This window comes from Kosakonia sp. SMBL-WEM22, assembly GCF_014490785.1.
Lineage (GTDB): Bacteria > Pseudomonadota > Gammaproteobacteria > Enterobacterales > Enterobacteriaceae > Kosakonia.
On the sequence record NZ_CP051488.1, the window covers coordinates 318,576 to 337,397 of the forward strand.

27 protein-coding genes are annotated in these 18,822 nt (G+C 45.7%); 22 read left to right on the forward strand and 5 right to left on the reverse strand.

The window, feature by feature from the left end; all coding sequences use genetic code 11:
- The first annotated feature begins 12 nt into the window (after positions 1 to 12).
- Positions 13 to 327: a hypothetical protein gene (locus HF650_RS01625; RefSeq protein WP_187800902.1), complete on the forward strand. Its 315-nt coding sequence runs from the start codon at positions 13 to 15 to the stop codon at positions 325 to 327.
- A 55-nt stretch (positions 328 to 382) separates the two neighbouring features.
- On the opposite strand, the gene HF650_RS01630 is transcribed toward HF650_RS01625, so the two are convergent.
- Positions 383 to 589: a toxin-module SymE gene (locus HF650_RS01630; protein WP_223284257.1), complete on the reverse strand. Its 207-nt coding sequence runs from the start codon at positions 587 to 589 to the stop codon at positions 383 to 385.
- Between the two features lie 347 nt (positions 590 to 936).
- Between HF650_RS01630 and HF650_RS25160 the strand changes: the two genes are divergently transcribed.
- The 4 genes from HF650_RS25160 to HF650_RS01640 all read left to right on the forward strand — a co-directional run bounded on the left by HF650_RS25160 (position 937) and on the right by HF650_RS01640 (position 2,574).
- Positions 937 to 1,377 carry an RHS domain-containing protein gene (locus HF650_RS25160; protein WP_223284258.1) on the forward strand — a complete coding sequence of 147 codons (441 nt, stop codon included), beginning with the start codon at positions 937 to 939 and terminating at the stop codon, positions 1,375 to 1,377.
- 41 nt (positions 1,378 to 1,418) lie between these two features.
- On the forward strand, positions 1,419 to 1,493 hold the full coding sequence (locus HF650_RS25445) for a hypothetical protein (RefSeq protein WP_249118865.1): 75 nt from the start codon (positions 1,419 to 1,421) through the stop codon (positions 1,491 to 1,493).
- Positions 1,494 to 1,603: 110 nt separating this feature from the next.
- On the forward strand, positions 1,604 to 1,951 hold the full coding sequence (locus HF650_RS25170) for an AHH domain-containing protein (protein ID WP_223284259.1): 348 nt from the start codon (positions 1,604 to 1,606) through the stop codon (positions 1,949 to 1,951).
- A complete protein-coding gene (locus HF650_RS01640) occupies positions 1,948 to 2,574 on the forward strand; it encodes a DUF1629 domain-containing protein (protein WP_187800903.1) in 627 nt (208 codons plus the stop codon). The genes HF650_RS25170 and HF650_RS01640 overlap by 4 nt, the downstream gene beginning before the upstream one ends.
- A gap of 103 nt (positions 2,575 to 2,677) precedes the next feature.
- Here the strand turns inward: HF650_RS01640 and HF650_RS25485 are convergent, their stop codons facing one another.
- Positions 2,678 to 2,812 carry a hypothetical protein gene (locus HF650_RS25485; protein ID WP_256433017.1) on the reverse strand — a complete coding sequence of 45 codons (135 nt, stop codon included), beginning with the start codon at positions 2,810 to 2,812 and terminating at the stop codon, positions 2,678 to 2,680.
- A 210-nt stretch (positions 2,813 to 3,022) separates the two neighbouring features.
- Between HF650_RS25485 and HF650_RS01645 the strand changes: the two genes are divergently transcribed.
- The 13 genes from HF650_RS01645 (at position 3,023) to HF650_RS01705 (ending at position 11,842) form a co-directional block, all read left to right on the forward strand.
- A complete protein-coding gene (locus HF650_RS01645; RefSeq protein ID WP_187800904.1) occupies positions 3,023 to 3,187 on the forward strand; it encodes a hypothetical protein in 165 nt (54 codons plus the stop codon).
- Between the two features lie 259 nt (positions 3,188 to 3,446).
- Complete coding sequence (locus HF650_RS01650) at positions 3,447 to 3,854, forward strand: SMI1/KNR4 family protein (protein ID WP_187800905.1); 408 nt, start codon at positions 3,447 to 3,449, stop codon at positions 3,852 to 3,854.
- A 389-nt stretch (positions 3,855 to 4,243) separates the two neighbouring features.
- Positions 4,244 to 5,329: an RHS repeat-associated core domain-containing protein gene (locus HF650_RS01655; protein WP_249118858.1), complete on the forward strand. Its 1,086-nt coding sequence runs from the start codon at positions 4,244 to 4,246 to the stop codon at positions 5,327 to 5,329.
- Positions 5,330 to 5,565: 236 nt separating this feature from the next.
- Positions 5,566 to 5,871 (forward strand): RHS domain-containing protein, encoded by a 306-nt coding sequence (locus tag HF650_RS25545; protein ID WP_346014254.1) that lies wholly within the window; start codon positions 5,566 to 5,568, stop codon positions 5,869 to 5,871.
- Between the two features lie 350 nt (positions 5,872 to 6,221).
- Positions 6,222 to 6,656 (forward strand): hypothetical protein, encoded by a 435-nt coding sequence (locus HF650_RS01665; protein WP_187800906.1) that lies wholly within the window; start codon positions 6,222 to 6,224, stop codon positions 6,654 to 6,656.
- 136 nt (positions 6,657 to 6,792) lie between these two features.
- Positions 6,793 to 7,113, forward strand: coding sequence for an RHS domain-containing protein (locus HF650_RS01670; protein ID WP_187800907.1), 321 nt, complete (start codon positions 6,793 to 6,795; stop codon positions 7,111 to 7,113).
- 403 nt (positions 7,114 to 7,516) lie between these two features.
- On the forward strand, positions 7,517 to 7,987 hold the full coding sequence (locus tag HF650_RS01675; RefSeq protein ID WP_187800908.1) for a hypothetical protein: 471 nt from the start codon (positions 7,517 to 7,519) through the stop codon (positions 7,985 to 7,987).
- A gap of 273 nt (positions 7,988 to 8,260) precedes the next feature.
- A complete protein-coding gene (locus HF650_RS01680; RefSeq protein WP_187800909.1) occupies positions 8,261 to 8,530 on the forward strand; it encodes a hypothetical protein in 270 nt (89 codons plus the stop codon).
- A gap of 521 nt (positions 8,531 to 9,051) precedes the next feature.
- On the forward strand, positions 9,052 to 9,447 hold the full coding sequence (locus HF650_RS01685) for a hypothetical protein (protein WP_187802815.1): 396 nt from the start codon (positions 9,052 to 9,054) through the stop codon (positions 9,445 to 9,447).
- A 553-nt stretch (positions 9,448 to 10,000) separates the two neighbouring features.
- A complete protein-coding gene (locus HF650_RS01690) occupies positions 10,001 to 10,300 on the forward strand; it encodes a hypothetical protein (protein ID WP_187800910.1) in 300 nt (99 codons plus the stop codon).
- A gap of 307 nt (positions 10,301 to 10,607) precedes the next feature.
- Complete coding sequence (locus HF650_RS01695; RefSeq protein ID WP_187800911.1) at positions 10,608 to 10,997, forward strand: hypothetical protein; 390 nt, start codon at positions 10,608 to 10,610, stop codon at positions 10,995 to 10,997.
- Between the two features lie 59 nt (positions 10,998 to 11,056).
- Complete coding sequence (locus HF650_RS01700) at positions 11,057 to 11,395, forward strand: hypothetical protein (protein ID WP_187800912.1); 339 nt, start codon at positions 11,057 to 11,059, stop codon at positions 11,393 to 11,395.
- Positions 11,396 to 11,842: an NADAR family protein gene (locus HF650_RS01705; RefSeq protein WP_187800913.1), complete on the forward strand. Its 447-nt coding sequence runs from the start codon at positions 11,396 to 11,398 to the stop codon at positions 11,840 to 11,842. It abuts the gene before it with no gap.
- 165 nt (positions 11,843 to 12,007) lie between these two features.
- Here HF650_RS01705 and HF650_RS01710 read toward each other — a convergent pair whose 3' ends face one another.
- On the reverse strand, positions 12,008 to 12,550 hold the full coding sequence (locus HF650_RS01710; protein ID WP_187800914.1) for a chorismate mutase: 543 nt from the start codon (positions 12,548 to 12,550) through the stop codon (positions 12,008 to 12,010).
- A 259-nt stretch (positions 12,551 to 12,809) separates the two neighbouring features.
- Between HF650_RS01710 and HF650_RS25490 the strand changes: the two genes are divergently transcribed.
- The 4 genes from HF650_RS25490 to HF650_RS01725 all read left to right on the forward strand — a co-directional run bounded on the left by HF650_RS25490 (position 12,810) and on the right by HF650_RS01725 (position 17,181).
- The gene (locus HF650_RS25490; protein WP_256433018.1) at positions 12,810 to 12,938 is read left to right on the forward strand and encodes a hypothetical protein; all 129 of its coding nucleotides are present in this window, start codon (positions 12,810 to 12,812) and stop codon (positions 12,936 to 12,938) included.
- A gap of 225 nt (positions 12,939 to 13,163) precedes the next feature.
- A complete protein-coding gene (locus HF650_RS01715) occupies positions 13,164 to 14,759 on the forward strand; it encodes a glycosyl hydrolase family 18 protein (protein WP_187800915.1) in 1,596 nt (531 codons plus the stop codon).
- A 110-nt stretch (positions 14,760 to 14,869) separates the two neighbouring features.
- On the forward strand, positions 14,870 to 15,298 hold the full coding sequence (locus HF650_RS01720; protein ID WP_187800916.1) for a hypothetical protein: 429 nt from the start codon (positions 14,870 to 14,872) through the stop codon (positions 15,296 to 15,298).
- Positions 15,299 to 15,711: 413 nt separating this feature from the next.
- On the forward strand, positions 15,712 to 17,181 hold the full coding sequence (locus tag HF650_RS01725; RefSeq protein WP_187802581.1) for a SulP family inorganic anion transporter: 1,470 nt from the start codon (positions 15,712 to 15,714) through the stop codon (positions 17,179 to 17,181).
- 5 nt (positions 17,182 to 17,186) lie between these two features.
- Here the strand turns inward: HF650_RS01725 and HF650_RS01730 are convergent, their stop codons facing one another.
- On the reverse strand, positions 17,187 to 17,957 hold the full coding sequence (locus tag HF650_RS01730; protein ID WP_187800917.1) for an inositol monophosphatase: 771 nt from the start codon (positions 17,955 to 17,957) through the stop codon (positions 17,187 to 17,189).
- Positions 17,958 to 18,156: 199 nt separating this feature from the next.
- Entirely contained in the window at positions 18,157 to 18,438 is a 282-nt protein-coding gene (locus HF650_RS01735) for a YjcB family protein (protein WP_187800918.1), read from the reverse strand.
- Between the last annotated feature and the right edge of the window lie 384 nt (positions 18,439 to 18,822).

Genomic DNA, 18,822 nt, shown 5'->3' on the forward strand with positions numbered 1-18,822 from the left:
GGGGGCAATACCATGAATTTATTGAGGTTTAATTACTCAACCCTGTTGAAAAGAAGTAAAAATTTATCTTATCGTGAGCAGATAACTAATATAACAACAGTATTAATGACCTTTCTCAAGGAAAATGAATTGGTTACATTAGAACCATTTAAAGAGGATGGTAGTTTGAAAGAAGATCTTGTTTTGTATAGCTCGGATCTAACTGATATCGGAAATCTTTTATTTAAAGAGTGCTATCCAAAATGGTCTGGATATATAGACCGTGGAGGAGATGTCAATAACACAAAAATATTGAGTGATGGCTTAAGTGCATTGAAGAAAAGATAAATAAAAATCCGGGAAATAAATTAACTCTTCCCGGCTTTTTATTATTTAATCCCCGTTAAATCCCGCCTTCGATCCTGTCGCGCTTAATAACTGGAATACCCTTGGTATCATTCAGCGCGCCTGGAGATTTTTTCAGCCACGCTTTCACCTTCTGCTTATTAGTGCGCGTAATGCTCCTCCTTTTAATACAGCCAAAGGGTTCGCGGATGTGCTGTGGCGTGATGGTAATACAATCCCGCATAACCCGGCTCTTGACGGACATCCCGTCAATAAATCCGGCCCGTGCCATCCATGCGTCGTGTAAACGGAGCGAATGACAGTCAACGTAAGAATAGAACTCACAGTGAGCAGATCCGGCAGTGTGTTAGAAGCGTGTTCAGCCATGATTAACTCCCTGCGATAGTGGATTGTGATAAGCGGGTTGACGTGTGCTGCAGGAGTATCCATTTCGTATTAAGGATGCCACTATGCCAGTGCCTGTAATGACTTTCTGGTGAAAAAGGCATCTGAGACCTCCTGAACCACTTCCACTCTCCGCCGAACAACCGCTCCATTTGCTGCAACGTCTCGACGGGATGAGCCGGGAGTATAAATATTTCGGGCGTGGCCGTGCGCCACGACACGCACCGCAGAGTGACGCAGCGTTTCAGCTATGGCGACGCGCACCGCGTCAGCCGGGTGGAAATTGACGGTGATGCGGAGTTCACAAAAGCCGAATACCGCTACGACGCGCCAGGACGCCGTACAGGGAAACAGGTGTGGCACCGTCATGCCCGCAAACCGGAACGGACGCAGTACGCCTGGTCTGGCCTGCAGATGCTGGGCGAAACCAGCGACACTCACCCGGACGGGGCGGTGCAGTATATCTACATCGAAAACAGCGATGAGCCGCTGGCGCGCGTCGACAGCCACGGCGAGTATGCGGACATTTTCTGGTACCACACGGAACAGAACGGCCTGCCGCACAGCGTGACCGACAGCAACGGCGACATCGTCTGGCGCGGCGCATCAAGCGCCTGGGCCGCAGCCTGCGTGAAAGCACGCCGGTAACCTGGGACGCCCCGCAGAACCTGCGCTTCCAGGGCCAGTACCTGGACCGTGAAACGGGCCTGCACTACAACACCTTCCGTTACTACGATCCGCCGGGCGGTGTTACACGCAGATAGATCCGATTGGTCTGGCGGGCGGGCTGAATACCTATACCGATGTGGTTGATCTGCTGGGCCTTAGTAGCTGCATGTTGGGTCGTAACATGGGGGTACGTAGCGGTGATGGTATGGCTAACCATCATCTTATCCCGGAAGAGTTGATAAAGGATAAAAGCTTTAAACCCATTTTTGAAAAGCTTCGAAAAATTGGTTGGAATGGTGATGGTGCTTCAAATGGGATTTTCTTACCAGGCTCAAGAGAACTGGCAGATAATATAGGCCTTCCGGGGCACTGGCCTAATCATAATCAATATACGGCTGCCGTCAGGAGCAGGTTAACGCAATTAGCAAGTCAGGCAAATAGAATGAGTGATACTCAACTGGCTTTAGGTATAATAAATATTCAGGATTGGCTAAGCAAAGGCCTTAAGTCCAGCGTATTAAAAATTGATCCAAATACGGGGAGATTGTTATGAATAAAACAACTGAACAATTTTATGTTATGGAGTATTTGCCTGATAATGCCGGGAATCCTTTTTTTATGGATAAAACATGGGATCCGGAATTGCCAGATTATGATATCTTTATGTCCCCCCCAAATGCCTGTGACTTCTCTTCTTTATATCGTTTGAGAGCAAGCACGATCCAACTCGATGGTGATTATTTAATCAACGATAATTTGGTGTCATCTGATTTCATTAAAGTTTGTGAAGAATGTTTTGCTAACAATATCCATATTCCAGTTGATATATCTCTTCTTAAGAACAAAAAGCCTGAGAGAGAATATTACTTATTTTTTCTGCTGGACTATATTGAAGCACTTGATCAAAGCAACTCTCGATATTCTGTCTCTCGAGATGTCGATTCGGGTCTTTTAAATACCAAGGAAGAGCGAGGCCTTGATAAAACTTACTACGACGAGATCGAGCGTTTCATTGTAAAAAAAGAAATAAAAAGTAACCTTTTCTTTTGTCAAGAGTTATCCAAGCCAGTGTGCTCTAAATTTTTTAAAGAAAGGTTTGAAATTTATAATTTGAAAGGTATTGAATTCAAAGCCATAGATGAAAGTTTTAAATATGATGCTTGGGCTGGTTGGTGAATATTGAAAATTATAATTAAAAGAATTTTTAATATAAGCAGCTTTATTCACTTTTTAATATAGCCGGTTAACAACAAAAAATTATGTAAGGATGCAGTGAAGTTCACAAAAGCAGAATATCGCCACGACGCGCTGGGCCGCCGGTGCGCGTCGACAGCCACGGCGACACCGTCTGGCGCGGGGCTTCCACTGCCTGAGGCCGCAGCCTGCGTGAGAGTACACCAGTCTCATGGGACATCCCGCAGAACCTGCGATTACAGGGTCAGTACCTGGACCGCGAAACGGGCCTGCACTGCAACACCTTCCGCTACTACGGCCCGGCGAGCTGAACATCTATACCTATGTGGTTGACCCGCCAGGGTGGGGGAATCCGCCTGGATTAGTAAGAGAACCTATAATATTTTTACCGAAAGGTAGGGGCTTTTTTCATCCCGGGACAGTAGAATCTGTGAATAACCCAGAAGGGCCTTTCAAAATAAAAGCTACAGGCAGTCGTTTTGTTGATAAAAACGAACTGTATAAAGCAGCAGGCTTAAATGAAAGGAAGTCTAATAAATGGATAAAGTGGATATCTCATCATGCCAGTTATGAACCTCAAAAAATAAGATGTTAATGCAGCTTGTAAATGTTCAATGTCATGATTACCCTCACGTAGGGGGAGCGCTTAAGTTTGAAAAAGTCACTGGATTTAAATATGTTACACTTCAAGCAATCGAAGAGACAGCCAGTAGAAGCCTAAAACTTCCGTGGTATTAAAATTGGAGATGATATGTCAAACGATAATTTTTTTTGCAGCAAAGGTATTGTTTTTGATGATTCACTACAAGGCCTTACAAAAGCAGATGTAATTCACCTAATTCCTTCTGAGTTTAATGGGAAGGATTTTTTTTGTTGATTTTTATCTTTCTAATAATGGAGGCTATTTTAGTAACGGAGCTTTCTTTTATAGGGATAAAATACTGAGTAGAACTCCTGATGATTATAGTCTATTGGAAATAGAAGGGTTCTATTTTATTGAGGGAGAGTCATGTTTTGAATCGGAGTATTTACTTTCAATTAATGAGGTTTTGTCAAGACGTGTGCGTTATTCACAATTTATAAAGGATTTTGCTAAGGAGCATATCCCTTTTGCAGTTGATGCAGGTGATAACGACTACTGGATTAATACAAATACTGGCGAAATTAAATATATCCGAAGGGATCTTGAAGATCAGGTGATAGAGGTAGCACCGACTTTTTATGATTTTTGTATAAATATAGAACCAGGCCGCAGAGTGTAATAAACATGGTAAGCAGCATCCGCCGCTGCTTTTAGCTTTTAGCGGCGGCAACTCTCCCTTTCTCTTATGAAATACCTTTATAGCGCACTGACACCGAAATCCGCCGCATGTATACCGACGGTGCCCCTTTCACCCCGACTGAGACGTACCGTCAGTCCCTGTGGGGCTACGACGCGGCCGGGCCGCCGCACGGAGAAACAGGTGTGGCGACGCCATGCCCGTAAACCGTAACGCACGCAGTACGCCTTGTCCGGACTGCAGATGGTGGGCGAAACCAGCGACAGTCACCCGGACGCGGCAGTGTACCGAAAACAGCTATTGTCGACAGCCACGGTGAGCATGCGGACATCGTCTGGTACCACACGGAACTGAAGGGCCTGCCGGACAGCGTGACTAACAGCAACGGCGACACCGTCTGGCGCGGCGCATCAAGCGCTTGGGGCCGCAGCCTGCGCGAGAGCACACCGGTAACCTGGGGCACCCCGCAGAACCTGCGCTTCCAGGGCCTGCACCTGGACCGTGAAACGGAGCTGCACTGCAAAACCTTCCGCTACTACGACCCGGCGGACGGGTGTTACACCCAGATGGACCCGATTGGGCTGGCGGGCGGGTTAAACACATACATGTATGTACCTAATGCTTTGATTTACATCGATCCTTTAGGCTTGGATTATACTACCTGGCAAATACATTCTCCGGGATATGGCGATAGTGTTCAAAAAGGGCTTCATTTCTACGCTCCAGGAGGTTTTGAATTATCTGCAAGGCCTGATTATAAAGGTGGTATAACCTTTACTAATGCGCTTCCAAATGAAGCGGGGAGCCCAAAATTAGCGAAAGCTATTGCTTTAGCAAAAGAGCATTTTGAAAAAGATGTCAGATTCAGAAACGATATATTGAACAAAGCCAATGAAGGTGTGCAATTTGTTCTTGAACACGCCAAAAAAGAATCTGGTACTCTACGTGAGTTAGCTAATGGTCGCTCCAGAGAACTTCGAGATATTGCCCGAAATGTGGACCGGCAAAATATGCAGGGGGTGTATATGATAAATAGTAAGTGGGGTTCACCATTGCAATTAGATGTTATAAGTATCATCGAACAGCTATCCATTAACGGTTTACGCATTGGGTCGTCTATTAGCCAGCTTCTTGAGATTATGGGAGAGCCGGAGTTACCCGCAGCCAAACTTAGTAAGAAATCAAAGATACTTTACTGGCTTTATGGCAATGTTAGCTTTCTTTCTGAAGATGACAGCCTTATAGCCATTGATGTTGACTTTCACAGCAATAGAAAGAAAGTAGTAAAGCTTGGTGAAATAGCGAACTGGAAAAGTCAACATTGGTTGGGTTGGACTCAGAAAAGGCAGTTAAATATTAATAAACAGGATGCCGTAATTAATATCAGCGATAACAATATCATTATTACTTTATCTCAGGATTGGTCTTTAGGGATGGTTTCTATTAGAGGGATTTAATAACGAGTAATTAGGGGAAAGGAGAATCTTTTACAGTTATAGCGATGTCATACTTGTAGAACAGAGCGCACGTAGTACGCCTGCCGGGTCTGCAGATAGTCGAAGAAACCAGCGACAGTCACCCGGATGCGGCGGTGCAGTAAATCTACACGGAGAACAGTTACGAACCGCTGGATCGCGTCGACTTTCACGGGCAACCCGCAGAGATTTACTGGTACCATACCGAAATCAACGACCTGCCGGAGAGCGTCACTGACAGCAACGGCGACACCGTATGGCGCGGCGTATCAAGCGCCTGGGGCCGCAGTTTGCGGGAAAGCGCGCCGGTCAGCCGGGATGTCCCGCAGAACCTGCGCTTTCAGGGCCAGTACCTGGACCGCGAAACGAGCCTGCACTACAATACTTCCGCTACTATCACCCGGCAGGCGGGTGTTACACCCAGATGGACCCGCAGGGCTGCTTGGTGGATTAAACCTATATTAATATGTGCCCAATCCAATAAGTTGGATCGACCCGCTGGGATTAGCAGGGGAATGGGTTAATCCCAACAATATTAATTTTTCTCAAAGAACAATATCACCTCATGATTATGCCGACGTTATGCGTAATGGTGGCTGCGATTGGGACATGTCGCCATTAAGAGTAATTGATATTGATGGGCAACTAGTCTCCTATGATAATAGTCTATTAGACGCAGCTCTGGAGGCCGGATTAGATAAGGTAAAGTCATTAGGATTGACCCTAATTCTCCTCATCCTGACTCATCTACTGGAAAAACATGGTCACAAAAATTGCGTGAGAGATTTAGAGAGCGAAAAAATATAAAAGCCGATGGAACAGTGCCAGATAGAGGATTAAACTCTCGATCGGAAAGAACAACAAGAGGTGGCAAATGAAAAATATTATTCAGTTATGGGAAGATGGTTTATTACCGATAAAAGATGCTATTTACTTTTCTAACGGCAAATCTTTCCTTTGTAAAATAGTACCTTACCCTACTCCTTGTATTGAGAAAAATGGTGATTTTGATTTCTCTGCCTTTTATGAAGAAAATAAAGATGAAGTTACTGATATTGATAAGTTTAGAGAGGTTAAGTTAGCGAACAATTGCTATTGTTGCATTGGAGAAGGTAGCTATGGTTCTGAAGGATTTATCGCATATCTCGATGGAAATAAAAAGTTAGTTTGGGTTCTTTATTCCGAAGAATCTAACCCATTTATTAATGTATCTGAATATATGGCTGACATTATAATAGTGGAATCAAGCTCTAACATTAGACTAAGAATAAATATAAACAATCCAGTGGATTTAGAATTAGCACTTTAAATAAAAGCCGGGTAAGAAATTAAATCTTGCAGGCTTTTTTTATTATCTAACCTTCGTTTAGCACACTAACGTTCGGTCTTTAATCTCCTGGTTAGCCTGATAAAGCTGTTCCCGCAACGCCTGGCCCGGCCTGCAGATGGTCGGCGAGACCAGCGACAGCAGCCCGGACACGGCGGTGCAGTATGTCTACACGGAGAACAGTTACGAACCGCTGGATCGCGTCGACTTTCACGGGCAACCCGCAGAGATTTACTGGTACCATACCGAAATCAACGACCTGTCGGAGAGCGTCACTGACAGCAACGGCGAGACCGTCTGGCGCGGCGCATCAAGCGGCTGGGGCCGCAGCCTGCGGGAAAGCACGCCGGTTACCTGGAACAACCCGCAGAACCTGCGCCTGCGGGGCGAGTACCTGACCGCAAAACGGATCTGCACTACAATACTTTCGTCACTGTGACCCGGCGGTCGGGCGTTACGCAGATGGACCCGTCAGGGCTGGCAAGTGGGCTGAACACCGATACCTAGTAGGTGGTCCGCTGATACGGGGGAGCCGCTGGGGTTAATGTGTGATAAAACAGCACCTGTTTATCGTGTCGAAACTGATGTTGTAGCAAGTCAGAGTATTTTTTATCAGTGAGTTAGGAAATATAATCATTCCCGACAGAGAAAAAATATTTTTAAACATTGGTAGTAAAGGATGAGCCTCGGAGTTTCATGGTATGGGTAATAAAAAAGCTAAAGCTTTCGAGGTTAAATAAACATTCCTGACGAGTTGATGAAATGCCTGAGCCATATGGATTAAAGTCATAATGGATTTATAAATCATTGGAAAACAACCTACAAGGTTCTGGAAGGGTATAATGAATTACTTAGACGTTTTGAAAGTGAGCTTAGAAGATGAGGAAAAAAGAATTTCCTCATCTTTATATGCTAAAAGTAAGAATGGTTTTATTGTCGAGTATATGACAACTTGTCGCTCTGGTTGCGGCGATTTCATATTGCAAGAGGCGGAAAATATATTACTAACAATCAACCGGAATACTTTCCCTAAATGGCCTAATCTGGATTTTTGGCTGCCAATTTTACCAAAGCACTTTATTGATTCTTTTTCAAATGATGGTGACGATTGGACATTTGAGAATTGGCTTTACTGGTTTGAGCCTGAAAACAGATTCTGGTTTTTATGGAGCGCCAATGTGATAGACGAGACCCACTTAAAAATTAGTATATTAGTACATGAACACCCTTTTCCATCAGGAGCTTTAGAGATTTTATTCATAAAGTTGGGCACTGATGAACTGGAGGAAGTAAATATTTATTCTTGTAAATAGCAAAGCAAAGCTAATGATAATTACCATGCTTTTTTTATTAGGGCCGAGCCTACAGGCATTATTAATTGCAATGACGGCTTTAAAGAATAAGCCTTTCTGCAATTAAAATTTCAGCTCTTCATGATACCTATATCAAATCTGAGCGTACACAGCCTGGCCCGGCCTAAAGATAGTGGGTAAACCTGCGACAGTCACACAAACGCAGCGGTACATTATATCTACACCGAAAACAGCGATGAGCCGCTGGCACGTGTCGACAGCCACGGTCAGCATATGGACATCTTCTGGTATCATACGGAACTGAACGACGTGGCGGAGGGCGTGACCGACAATAACGGCGACACCGTCTGGCGAGGAACCTCCATTGCCAGGGGCGGTAGCCTGCGCGAAGAATTGGCGGCTAGAGCGCGCCTCCTGCAGAACCTGCGCTTCCGGAACCAGTACCTGGACTGCGAAACGGGCCTGCACTACAAAACCTTCCGCTACTACGACCCGCAGTGGGGGAAACACAGATGGATCCGATTAGTCTGGCCGACGGATTGAATACGTATGTGGTTGCATGATTGGTATGAGTGGATCCGTTGGGACGAGACTGCTTCAAACTTAGTGATAACTCTGATAAAAATTAAAAAAAATGCGAAAAATATTTATGGGAGATCTCGAAGGACGGGGACAGTCGTGACTAAGGTGATATTGATGGAATGTAAGATTTTATTCTCTCCGTTGGCAAGAGTAATGCAAATCATGCTACGCAGTTGCCATTTAAATGAAACACGTTTGAATCAAAAATTTTTATGTTGAAGGCAATGAAATTGTACTAGCTTGACTCTCCCTTGATTATCAATAATAAACCTTAACGATCTACCTCCGCCTTAAAGATCACTCATTTAAGCCGCTAAGTGATCCATTGAGGATGCGGATGAGAACGCAGGCTTTGATATGCCTCATGCTGTAGCTGAACGTGATATGAAGGATGGATAGGAGTACTTTAGCAGCAATAAAATTCGTGCAGGCGGTAATGCGAAAACAAAAAATGTACAGGGTTTTGAATTTGAGGTGTAAAAGTGAAAAAAATAAACAATAGCTATGTATCAATGATTTGGCAATCTCTTTCTGAAAATCCAAATATGGATTCCTCCCTTGTTGGATTAAATTTGTCCAATGAGAACAGCTTATCATTAGTCCTGCGGGAGTTAATAAAGCCTTGTTATGATAGCTTCCCTTTGTTTATAAAGGAGAGATGCAGAAATAGTCTTGCATATGCAATTAACTTTTATGATGAAGAATTACTCTTGCGTCTTTATGAGGCTGCCATTCCACTTTTTTACCCTCCTAATAATCTTACTATGAAACAGTTTTATGTAATCGTTTGGGGATCTCTTTTTCCGGGAGAAAGTTATTTAATAAATAATCCAGAAGAATACGTAGAGATTTGCTTTAATGAGTTATACAAAAAATAATGTAAATAGATATGGCGTTAAATTTACCACCATCTTTGGTTGGCGGAGCGTCTGTTTATAATATAAGAGCAACTACCCTGAGGTAAGCTCTGCAAGATGATAAATCATTATATTTGGAACCTGTTTTCTTTTCACATGATCCTCACTTTCTTACAGGGGTACAGGAAAATTTAGCTAACTATGAGATAGTAAAAAACCATCATCAAGCGTTACAACTACATTTTTGATCAAAATTTACCTGCACCCTATGTGGTTTGGGAGGATTATTTTTCAAATGTTATATCTACAATTAGCATCCATCAAAAATATAATAAGGCGCAAATAATAATAAAAGTAGATTTGACGAAAAAAAAGCCGGACGTATTAAAAGAGAATATATCATCGAAAGATGGTAGTAATATTATCTCCTTAAAACCATATTGCTCTACATAATTAAGAAAGTAAAGCTTATTCGAGATTGTTAAAACGTTGGGTACACCAGGAGGTGATTTTTTGATAATCGTCGGAAATGTTGTTGGGCATGGTGACGTCACGCTGTTATAAGGTATCTCAAATGATTAGTGAAAAATTAAATATTGATAAAGAGTATATGCCTTTTTTATTCTCTGCAATACAAAGGATCAGAGACGAAGGTTGGGGTGAAAAATTAAAAAATATAAATGAATATTATGTTTCTATAGATAGCCATATTTATGTCATTGAAGGCAATCAATGTGTTTTGATTAGCTTTTCCTCAGATCTGATTACCCAGGATAACTGGATGGATATAGGTTCTGATGGCATTGATGTAAAAGGCGTAAGCTTTTATATTGAGATAAAAACAAAGGAAGTGATTTTTACTCATAGGTTTTGATCGTTTTATTAGACGATTAGTACTTAGTTCTCATTACTCATTGTGGATAATCGCATTGACAGAACAGGGAATATCACTATCTTGCTGGGCGTACCACGCGCCGGCGATGCACCAACAAGCTGCGTGACCGTCTGGTTCGTGACTATTAAGATTGTAAAGCGGTTATATAATATGCTTGTGAAAGAGCATGTTATTAACCATAGAGATATAATTGACATTATCAAGTGAAAACAACGAAGTAAAAGCTTTGATTGGTCTATTGATATAAACCATGTAACGAAATTTGTGAGCTAAGGGTTGGCTGAAAATGTCATATGCGATTATCAATTGTGAAGGTAATGGGTGTTTACTCCTGGGTCCATTTATCCTGGAAGATGGTTTTTTTAAATCCAATGTAGTAGTCAGGTCAGATTGGTATGAAGCCAGAGCTTCATTCTACGTCTCTAAAGAGAGACTGGAAGAATTGCTTTTAAATTTAGAAAAAATTTCTAATGGGAGTATTAGCGAAGCCATCTTTATTAATGAAGATGGGAGCTTTGAAATTGATTTTTATATAGACCATTTAGGTAAAGCAAGAATTGCAGGTGTTTTAATTGAAAGCATGATGGACTCATCTGCTTTGAGTTATGAATTATATTCAGATTCGCAATCTATAACTGAATTTTATAAGCAGATGAAAACTAATCTGAGTCAATGAGTTATCAATCTAAGAAGTGTTAGATTTAAAGTCAGGGCAAATATGAAAGGTTTTATAAAATGAATATTGAAAAAGACAATCTTCTGGAGCTGTTTAAAGAAAAAATCACTGACTCCGTTTATCCATTGAAAATGGGAGGGGTGATAAATAAACAGGCTTTTGATGAACTTGTGTCAATCGCAGAGCAAGCTACAATATTATTGAAAGAAGACGACTTAGTGCCTAAAAAGCTTTTATCAGAGATTCATCTCGTTGCCGTCGGAGTCGATTGTGAAAATCTCTATTACAAAAATGATTTTCTTGCATCTATTTCTGCTGGGTTAATGGAGTGTTTCAATATGATTCTGGATGGAGAGTCGATTGAAAATAAAAACCCCCACGAGCCAAGGATTATATAAATGAGTAATAATATATTATTTTATAAAGTAAATGAACCCTATGGAGTATTTTCAAACTTCTATAAATGCGGTTTCTTTATTGATGATAAATATTGGCCTACGGTAGAGCACTTCTTTCAGGCTCAAAAATTTGATGACGAAGCGCTTAGAGAAAAAATCAGAAAGCTCGCGTCACCAATGGATGCTGCTATATCAGGAAGAGATCGGGATAATCCGCTAAGAGATGACTGGGATTGTGTCAGGGATAATATAATGCGCCTTGCTGTCATGGAAAAATTTAAGCAAAATGATGAAGCAAGAGATATTTTGTTAGCCACCAATGATCTTACGTTAGTTGAACACACAAAAAACGATAACTACTGGGCTGATGGCGGTGATGGCTCGGGTAAAAATATGCTAGGGAAGATTCTTATGGAGGTGAGAGATATGTTGAGAGAAACGGTTTGAAGTTTGGTAAAGCATTGGCTTGCATAAATTAGTGTTTTTCGCACCGCTGTTGCCGTAACAATATAATTTTAGCTGAAAATATAACTGCCACCCATTCTGATTTAGCGTTTTTCACTGATGGCGAAATTTTAACGATAAGACCCCGCTTCTGCGGGGGCTTCTGTTTTACGCCTTTAACGTAATTGATTCCATTGCCTGCCACATCCGCGCTTTATCCCGCCCGGTTAAGTTGTGCTGCTGCACCGTGCGCATAAACTCCTCTTTGTCGGCATCACTCAACTTGCCGCTGGCTTTCAGGCGCTCAGCCACTTTGCGCAAAATACGGTCGCTCAATTCGCTTATCTGTTTTCTCACTTCATCCAGCGGTCGTGGCTGCCAGTTTGCCTCGGGGGCTGCCAGCCAGTCGGCGCGATAACGATATTGAATAGCCTTCGCGGCATCCATTTGCGCCTGGATAAAGGGCTTCACGCTCTCACCGTTCAGCCCCAGCGACTCGGCGTCAATGACGGCACGCTCTAACACTTTCTGCTCCTGGGCCAAATCTTCTATTGCCTGGTGGTGCTGTGCTTTAGCGCCTGCGACATCTTTCATCCATGATAACCGCTCGTTAATCAGTTTGCCGAGTGAGGCATCGGCTGTGACAGCCGCGGTGGCCGAAAAGCTGAGCGTGGCGAGCATCACCACAGCGGAGTAAATCTTGTAGTCCATAATCACTCTCCGAAGTCGATAGATGGGCGTATATCGCCTATTCCCGTGACGTGCTTTCATGTTGATTCATCATGTCACGCGAAGGGTTTCGCATCATGTAGCGGTGTGATTATATTAAAAACATGTAATAACTAAATGAAATTACCGTTTCGTTTTATTACAACGTTAACAATGTCCGGCTGGTGCAGGCGACTGAAATAACGCATGCTGTAACGCATTTAAGCTGCCACACTCTCCCCAAGTCAGGAGGCAAAGCGCGATGAAATCCCGGATCACGCTTATCGTTGTCATCACCCTGTTGCTGATCCTGTTTCTCAGCCTTTCAGACAGCGATCTGGCAATGGAAGCCCGCAATTTTCTGCGCGCTCTGCTGCGGGCAATGTTTTGATAAATAAAATGCGATATCTAACAGACTAAAAATCTATTTGCCATATGCTACCCCCTTATTTAGAAGATTCTTTATCGTAATAAAATTAGCTTGATAAAGAGCAGAATCTTCGTGTCACTTAAATAATGAAATTAATCCGCTAGCCTTTAATATGATTTTCATTGTCTACCCCTTGCACACGATATTTATCATTCTATCTGCATAGATCTTATTTAAGGGATTGTCATGAAAAGTATATTTAAGATGAATAATGTTTTCGCCTCGCTGGCGCTGGCAGGTCTGGTGAGTTTTAGTGGCCACGTCTTCGCTAATACCGATTACGCTGATACTATGCCCTCCATCGAAGGCAAAAAACTATTAGTTGGCTACTGGCATAACTGGGATCAGGGTTTCTCCGGCGATTATGAGCAGGGCTACCCGCTGAAACTGGCATTAAAAGATACGCCAAAAGCGTTTAACGTGGTGATGGCTTCATTTATGAAGTCGGCAGATGGCAAAAGCATGCCGACCTTTGTGCCCTACTACGGCACTGATCAGAGCTTTCGCGCAGAAGTGGCGGCGTTGAACGAGCGCGGCCAGGCGGTGTTACTATCCCTCGGCGGGGCGGATGCGCATATTGAGCTGCATGAAGCCAACGGTGATACGCAGCATTTTGCCGACGAAATTATCCGACTGGTTGATCTATATGGTTTTGACGGTCTGGATATCGATCTCGAACAGAGTGCGATTAAAAAAGCGGATAACGAAACCGTTATTCCTGCGGCACTGAAAAAAGTGCGTGACCATTATCAGCAGCAGGGTAAACACTTTATTATCAGTATGGCACCAGAAATTCCCTATCTGACCAAAGCCAACCCGCAGTACCAGAACTATATTAATAATCTCGAAGGCTATTACGATTTTATTGCGCCGCAGTTCTATAACCAGGGTGCGTTTGGTATTGGCTTCCAGCCGGACGACACCTCGAAAGATGGCTGGTGGGTCAATTACGCGCAGAATGACGACAGCAAAAAATATGAGTTTCTCTACCACTTCAGCAAAGAGATCATTACCGATAAACATGGCCTCTCTGCGGTGAAAATTCCCTCCAGCAAGCTGGTGATCGGCCTGCCGAGCAATGGCTCAGCGGCAGCCACCGGGTTTGTAAAAACGCCTGAAGATGTCTACCGCGTCTTTGCCGATATGGAAAAAGAGGGGCTACCGCTCAGAGGGTTAATGACCTGGTCCATTAACTGGGACGAGGGTGAAAACGTCAATCATGTGTCCTTTGCCGGGCAGTTCCGCAAAGCCTACACACAATTGATTCATGATGGCAGCCTGATTGAAACCCCTGAAAAAGACACCACTGCGCCGAGCGTACCGGCAGGCCTGAGCGCGCAGGCGACCGCTACCAGCGTTCACCTGACCTGGAAAGCCTCCACTGATAGCGCCTCGGGCGTGCACCACTATGAAGTATTCCGCAACCAGCAGAAAGTTGCCGATGCCAGTGGGAATACCTACATCGATGAAGATCTGACGGCAAACAGTAACTACGCCTACAGCGTTAACGCTGTTGATGCGGCGGGAAATAAATCGGCGCTATCGGCGATATTAAACGTCATGACAACCGATCACAGCGACGATAACCCGGATAACCAGAGCTACCCAAAATATGTCGCTGGCCATGCTTATAAAGCCGGAGATATCGTGGTCGCCAGCGACAATCATTTGTACCAATGTAAACCCTACCCCTATACCAGCTGGTGCGCAGGGCTGGCGAGCGCCTATGCGCCGGGCACCGGCAGCGCCTGGCAAATGGCCTGGGATAAGGTCGTAAAATAAGTTCACCTGGGATGGTGCTTCCATGGATGGAGGCACAACTTGGCACAACATAGAGTATTATCGTCGAATATTGATAAGCTTTATGCTTCACAGGTAAGCCGGGAGAAGTCATGGATAACGCGCTGCGCAATCTGTCGACATTTATTGAGCTGGATGCCAGCGAAAAACTCGGTTTCCTGCGCAGTTTTAATCAGGCATTAGATTTGAGTTCAGCAATAATGCTGCTTGATATCGCCACAGATATCGACAGTGAGGATGAGATAAGAATCGAAGCGGTAAAGATCCTCGGCTTATATCATGGCGAGTATAACGATGCGTTTATTAAAGAGGCGTTAGTTCAGATCATTCGTAATGATGCCGTTGAAGATGACAGCCTGATTGTGAACTGCATTAATTCGCTGGCGTTATTAAGTGTGAGAGAGAACGAGATTGCCTTTGCCCTAAGCCTTATTAACGGGGCGCTTATAGTCTGTTTAAACATGCCGCGTTCTCTCTTATTTGCCAGAATATACAGCAGCCTGCGGCTCGTGAAGCACTAAAAAATCTGCTGGAGGATAATGATTTTAGCCGCCATGCGAAGCGTGAGTTGATGAGACTCCCTGCTAATCGAGAGTGTTTCTAATAAAGTAACTATCACTTATATTCAAATAGCGCAATGATATAACTTTACTATATTTAGATTTAATACGGGAATTAAACCTTACTGTTTATCACGTTATCAATAAGCTCAATATTGTCTTTATTACTGTATATTTTTCGTGAATTTCATTTTCATAATTTTACATTAAGACTTTTTTTAGTAATTTAAAACCATAATAAGATTTTCCTTAGGATTATATTTCTCCCGACAGTGCTACTAGTAAAAGTTCCCGCATCAAACCAGCCAGATTTTGTTCACCGTCCATAAGGGAGTCGCACTGTGAAAAGGTTAAAACCGTTGCTGGCCCGTACTCTGCCCGTTGCTACATTGCGCCAGGATACCCTGGCAGGCGTAGTCGTATTCTTAGTGGCCCTGCCACTCTGTCTGGGCATCGCCCACGCCAGCGGGCTACCGCCCTTTGTTGGCCTGCTGACGGGGATCATCGGTGGTCTACTGGTCACCGCACTCAGTCCATCCCGTTTTGCCGTTAGCGGCCCGGCTGCCGGGCTGGTGACAATTGTCGTCGCCTCGGTAGAGTCGCTCGGCTCCTTCTCCGCTTTTCTCTTCGCGCTGGTGCTGGCAGGCGTGCTGCAACTGGCGATGGGCCTGCTGCGCGCCGGTCGTTTTATCGGGCTGGTGCCCGCTAGCGTGATTAAAGGGATGCTGGCAGCCATCGGTTTGTTGCTGATTATGCAGCAGATCCCGGTCGCGCTTGGTGAGGTGGAAGAGAGCGGTTTGGGGCAGATCTTCAGCGGCGATTTTACCTTTTCGTTAACCTCTTTTCTTGTTGCGGCAGGTGGTTTGCTCCTGCCATGGGGATGGGACAGCGCTGCAATGAAACGAATAAAAAGCCTGAGCTGGATCCCAGGCCCGCTGGTGGCAGTGCTGCTCGGCAGCATAATAGTGATTGCATTGAGCTACGTGGCGCCACATCTGCTTCCATCGTTACCGCGCATCACTCTGCCGGAGTTTGGCTCACTGAGCGATCTGATGGCCGAACTCGAAGGGCCGGACTGGAGTGCCTGGCAAAACCCGGCGGTTTACACCGTGGCGATTACGCTGGCGCTGGTGGCCAGCCTCGAAACCCTGCTTAGCCAGGAGGCGCTGAAGAAGCTGCGTCCGCAGAACCCGCCGCCGTCGCCGGATAAAGAGCTGGTGGCGCAGGGTGCAGGCAACCTGCTCTCAGGTCTGGTGGGGGCGATGCCAATTACCGCGGTGATTGTGCGCAGCTCGGTCAACGTCAGCAACGGCGCGCAGAGTAAGTTTTCGGTGCTGCTGCATGGCGCACTGCTGCTGGTGTGTGGTCTTTGGTTCGGGGAGTTGTTATCGGTGATCCCGCTGGCGAGCCTCGCGGCGGTGCTGCTCTACACCGGCTATAAGCTGGCGACGCCGCGGCTCTTTATCGAGCAATTTCGTGCAGGGTATCAGCAGTATGTGCCTTTTCTGCTCACTATCGCGGGAATTATCGCCTTCGGCATGCTGGTGGGGATTGCGCTGGGGCTGGCAGTGCAGATGGCGTTAAGCCTTTATCACTGCCACCGCAATGCGCTGCAGCTTGCGCGCAAGGACGATCACTATGTGCTGCGTATTCAGCAGAACCTGACCTTTCTGCACAACCCCCGACTACAGGCGTTACTGGCGAAGATCCCGGAGCGCAGCGTGGTGGTGGTTGAGCATGAGAACGTCGACTATTTCGATCCGGATGTGAAAGCGGTGCTGCGGGAGTTTGCCAAAACCGCGCCGCAGCGCGGAATCGATCTCAACCACTGGCCCGCGCGTTAAGCGGGTTACTTTCCTGCAGGCAGCAGTAGTGGTTGTAGCTGCTGCCACACCGCTGGCGTGGCCGCCCAGGCCGTATTGCCATTGGTTAAACCGTCATCAGCCAGGAAGTCGTTATGCCGACCGCCCGCTTCGCTGATCAGCACCAGCCCGGCCAGCGCATCCCAGCTGTGCAGGTGCGCTTCGTAATAACCGTGCACCAGCCCCGCGGCAACGTGCGCCAGCATCAGTGCCCCTGCGCCAAACCGGCGGTGTTCCACGCCCTGATTGAGCAGTTTTTCCAGCGCATCGGTATATTCACGCGGCTCGCGGCGGCTTGAGCGCCCGACGCCGAGCACCACGGCATCCGGCGAGGGTTCCGTCAGGGTTAAGCGGCGATCGTTAAGGAATGCGCCGTGGCCCGCACGGGCAAAGAAAAACTCATCGCGATCCGGCGCATAGATAACGCCAAGCTCGATGCGGTTATCGCGTACCCAGGCGACGGAGATGCACCAGTAATCCATACCAAGAATAAAGTTAGTAGTGCCATCAATCGGGTCGATAACCCAGGTCCCTTCGCTGCCCGGCTCGAGGCCGCGCTCTTCGCCAAGCAGCCCATCCTGCGGGCGCTGCGCCTTCAGCCATTCGCGCAACTGCGTTTCGACATAAACATCCGCCTGCGAGACAAAATCCTGGCGACCTTTCTGCTCAACGGTAAGACCTGTGTCGCGAAGCTGTCTGGCTTCCAGACCGAGGCGGCGAATCAGCGCACAGAGCGCGCGGGTAAACTCTTCTGTCATAGATAGCTCTTAGCCAATGCGTGGCGATGTCTGTTGATAAGTAAGGTTTACCTTAACTTACTCGATGCGGAAAGGGGGCGGATTTTTGCTCGTGCAGGGTGAAGAGGGCAGATGGGGCGTGAGAGGCGGTTATCTGCCCGGCGCGGTTAGTAACGCAAAGAGAGGGGCGTTAAGGGGGAATCGCGTCCGGGCGGGGAGATCAGGTCATCACCATTGGCCATTCCGGCGGTGCGTTGCGGGTCATCTCTTCCCAGACCGAGGCAAAGTGTTGCCAGATTTTGGCGAAATCCATCACCGTCAGGCCAAGCAGACCGGTGGCAAACCAGCAGGCAGCCGCCAGGCCCATGCCGCTGCTGATCACCGCAAGCCCAAAGTAATCTGAACGACGAAAACGGATGTTCAGCGTACTTGCCATAAACATTAAAAGTGCGCTTAATAACTGCCAGCGGAATAACACCACGCTGGTGGTAAGGGTTGCCATCTTACTATCCTCAGGAGAATCAAACACCTGGCGAGCAAAGGCCTGCGCAGCACGCGAAGCAGTTGTCCGTCGGGTTAACACAAAAATGTAAAAGTAGGGTTCCGCATACACGGAAAGTGTGAACTCTATCACATTTGCTGTTTTATTCACCAGTACAAAAAGAGAGCTTTTTTAGTTTTTTAAGTCTGCAAAAAGTGGATTGTCACATTATCGTCGCCGGGTGAGATCGCGGGCATTGAATATTTTTATTTAACTTACCCCCGCCGGGAAATAAAAAATAAATTTTACATAAGCGCAGCAATAAAACGACAACATTGCGATAACAGCTGCCGTGAGGATGTTCTGATTCTGGGAAAGTACGCCGTGTAAATGTGTTACTTTTCG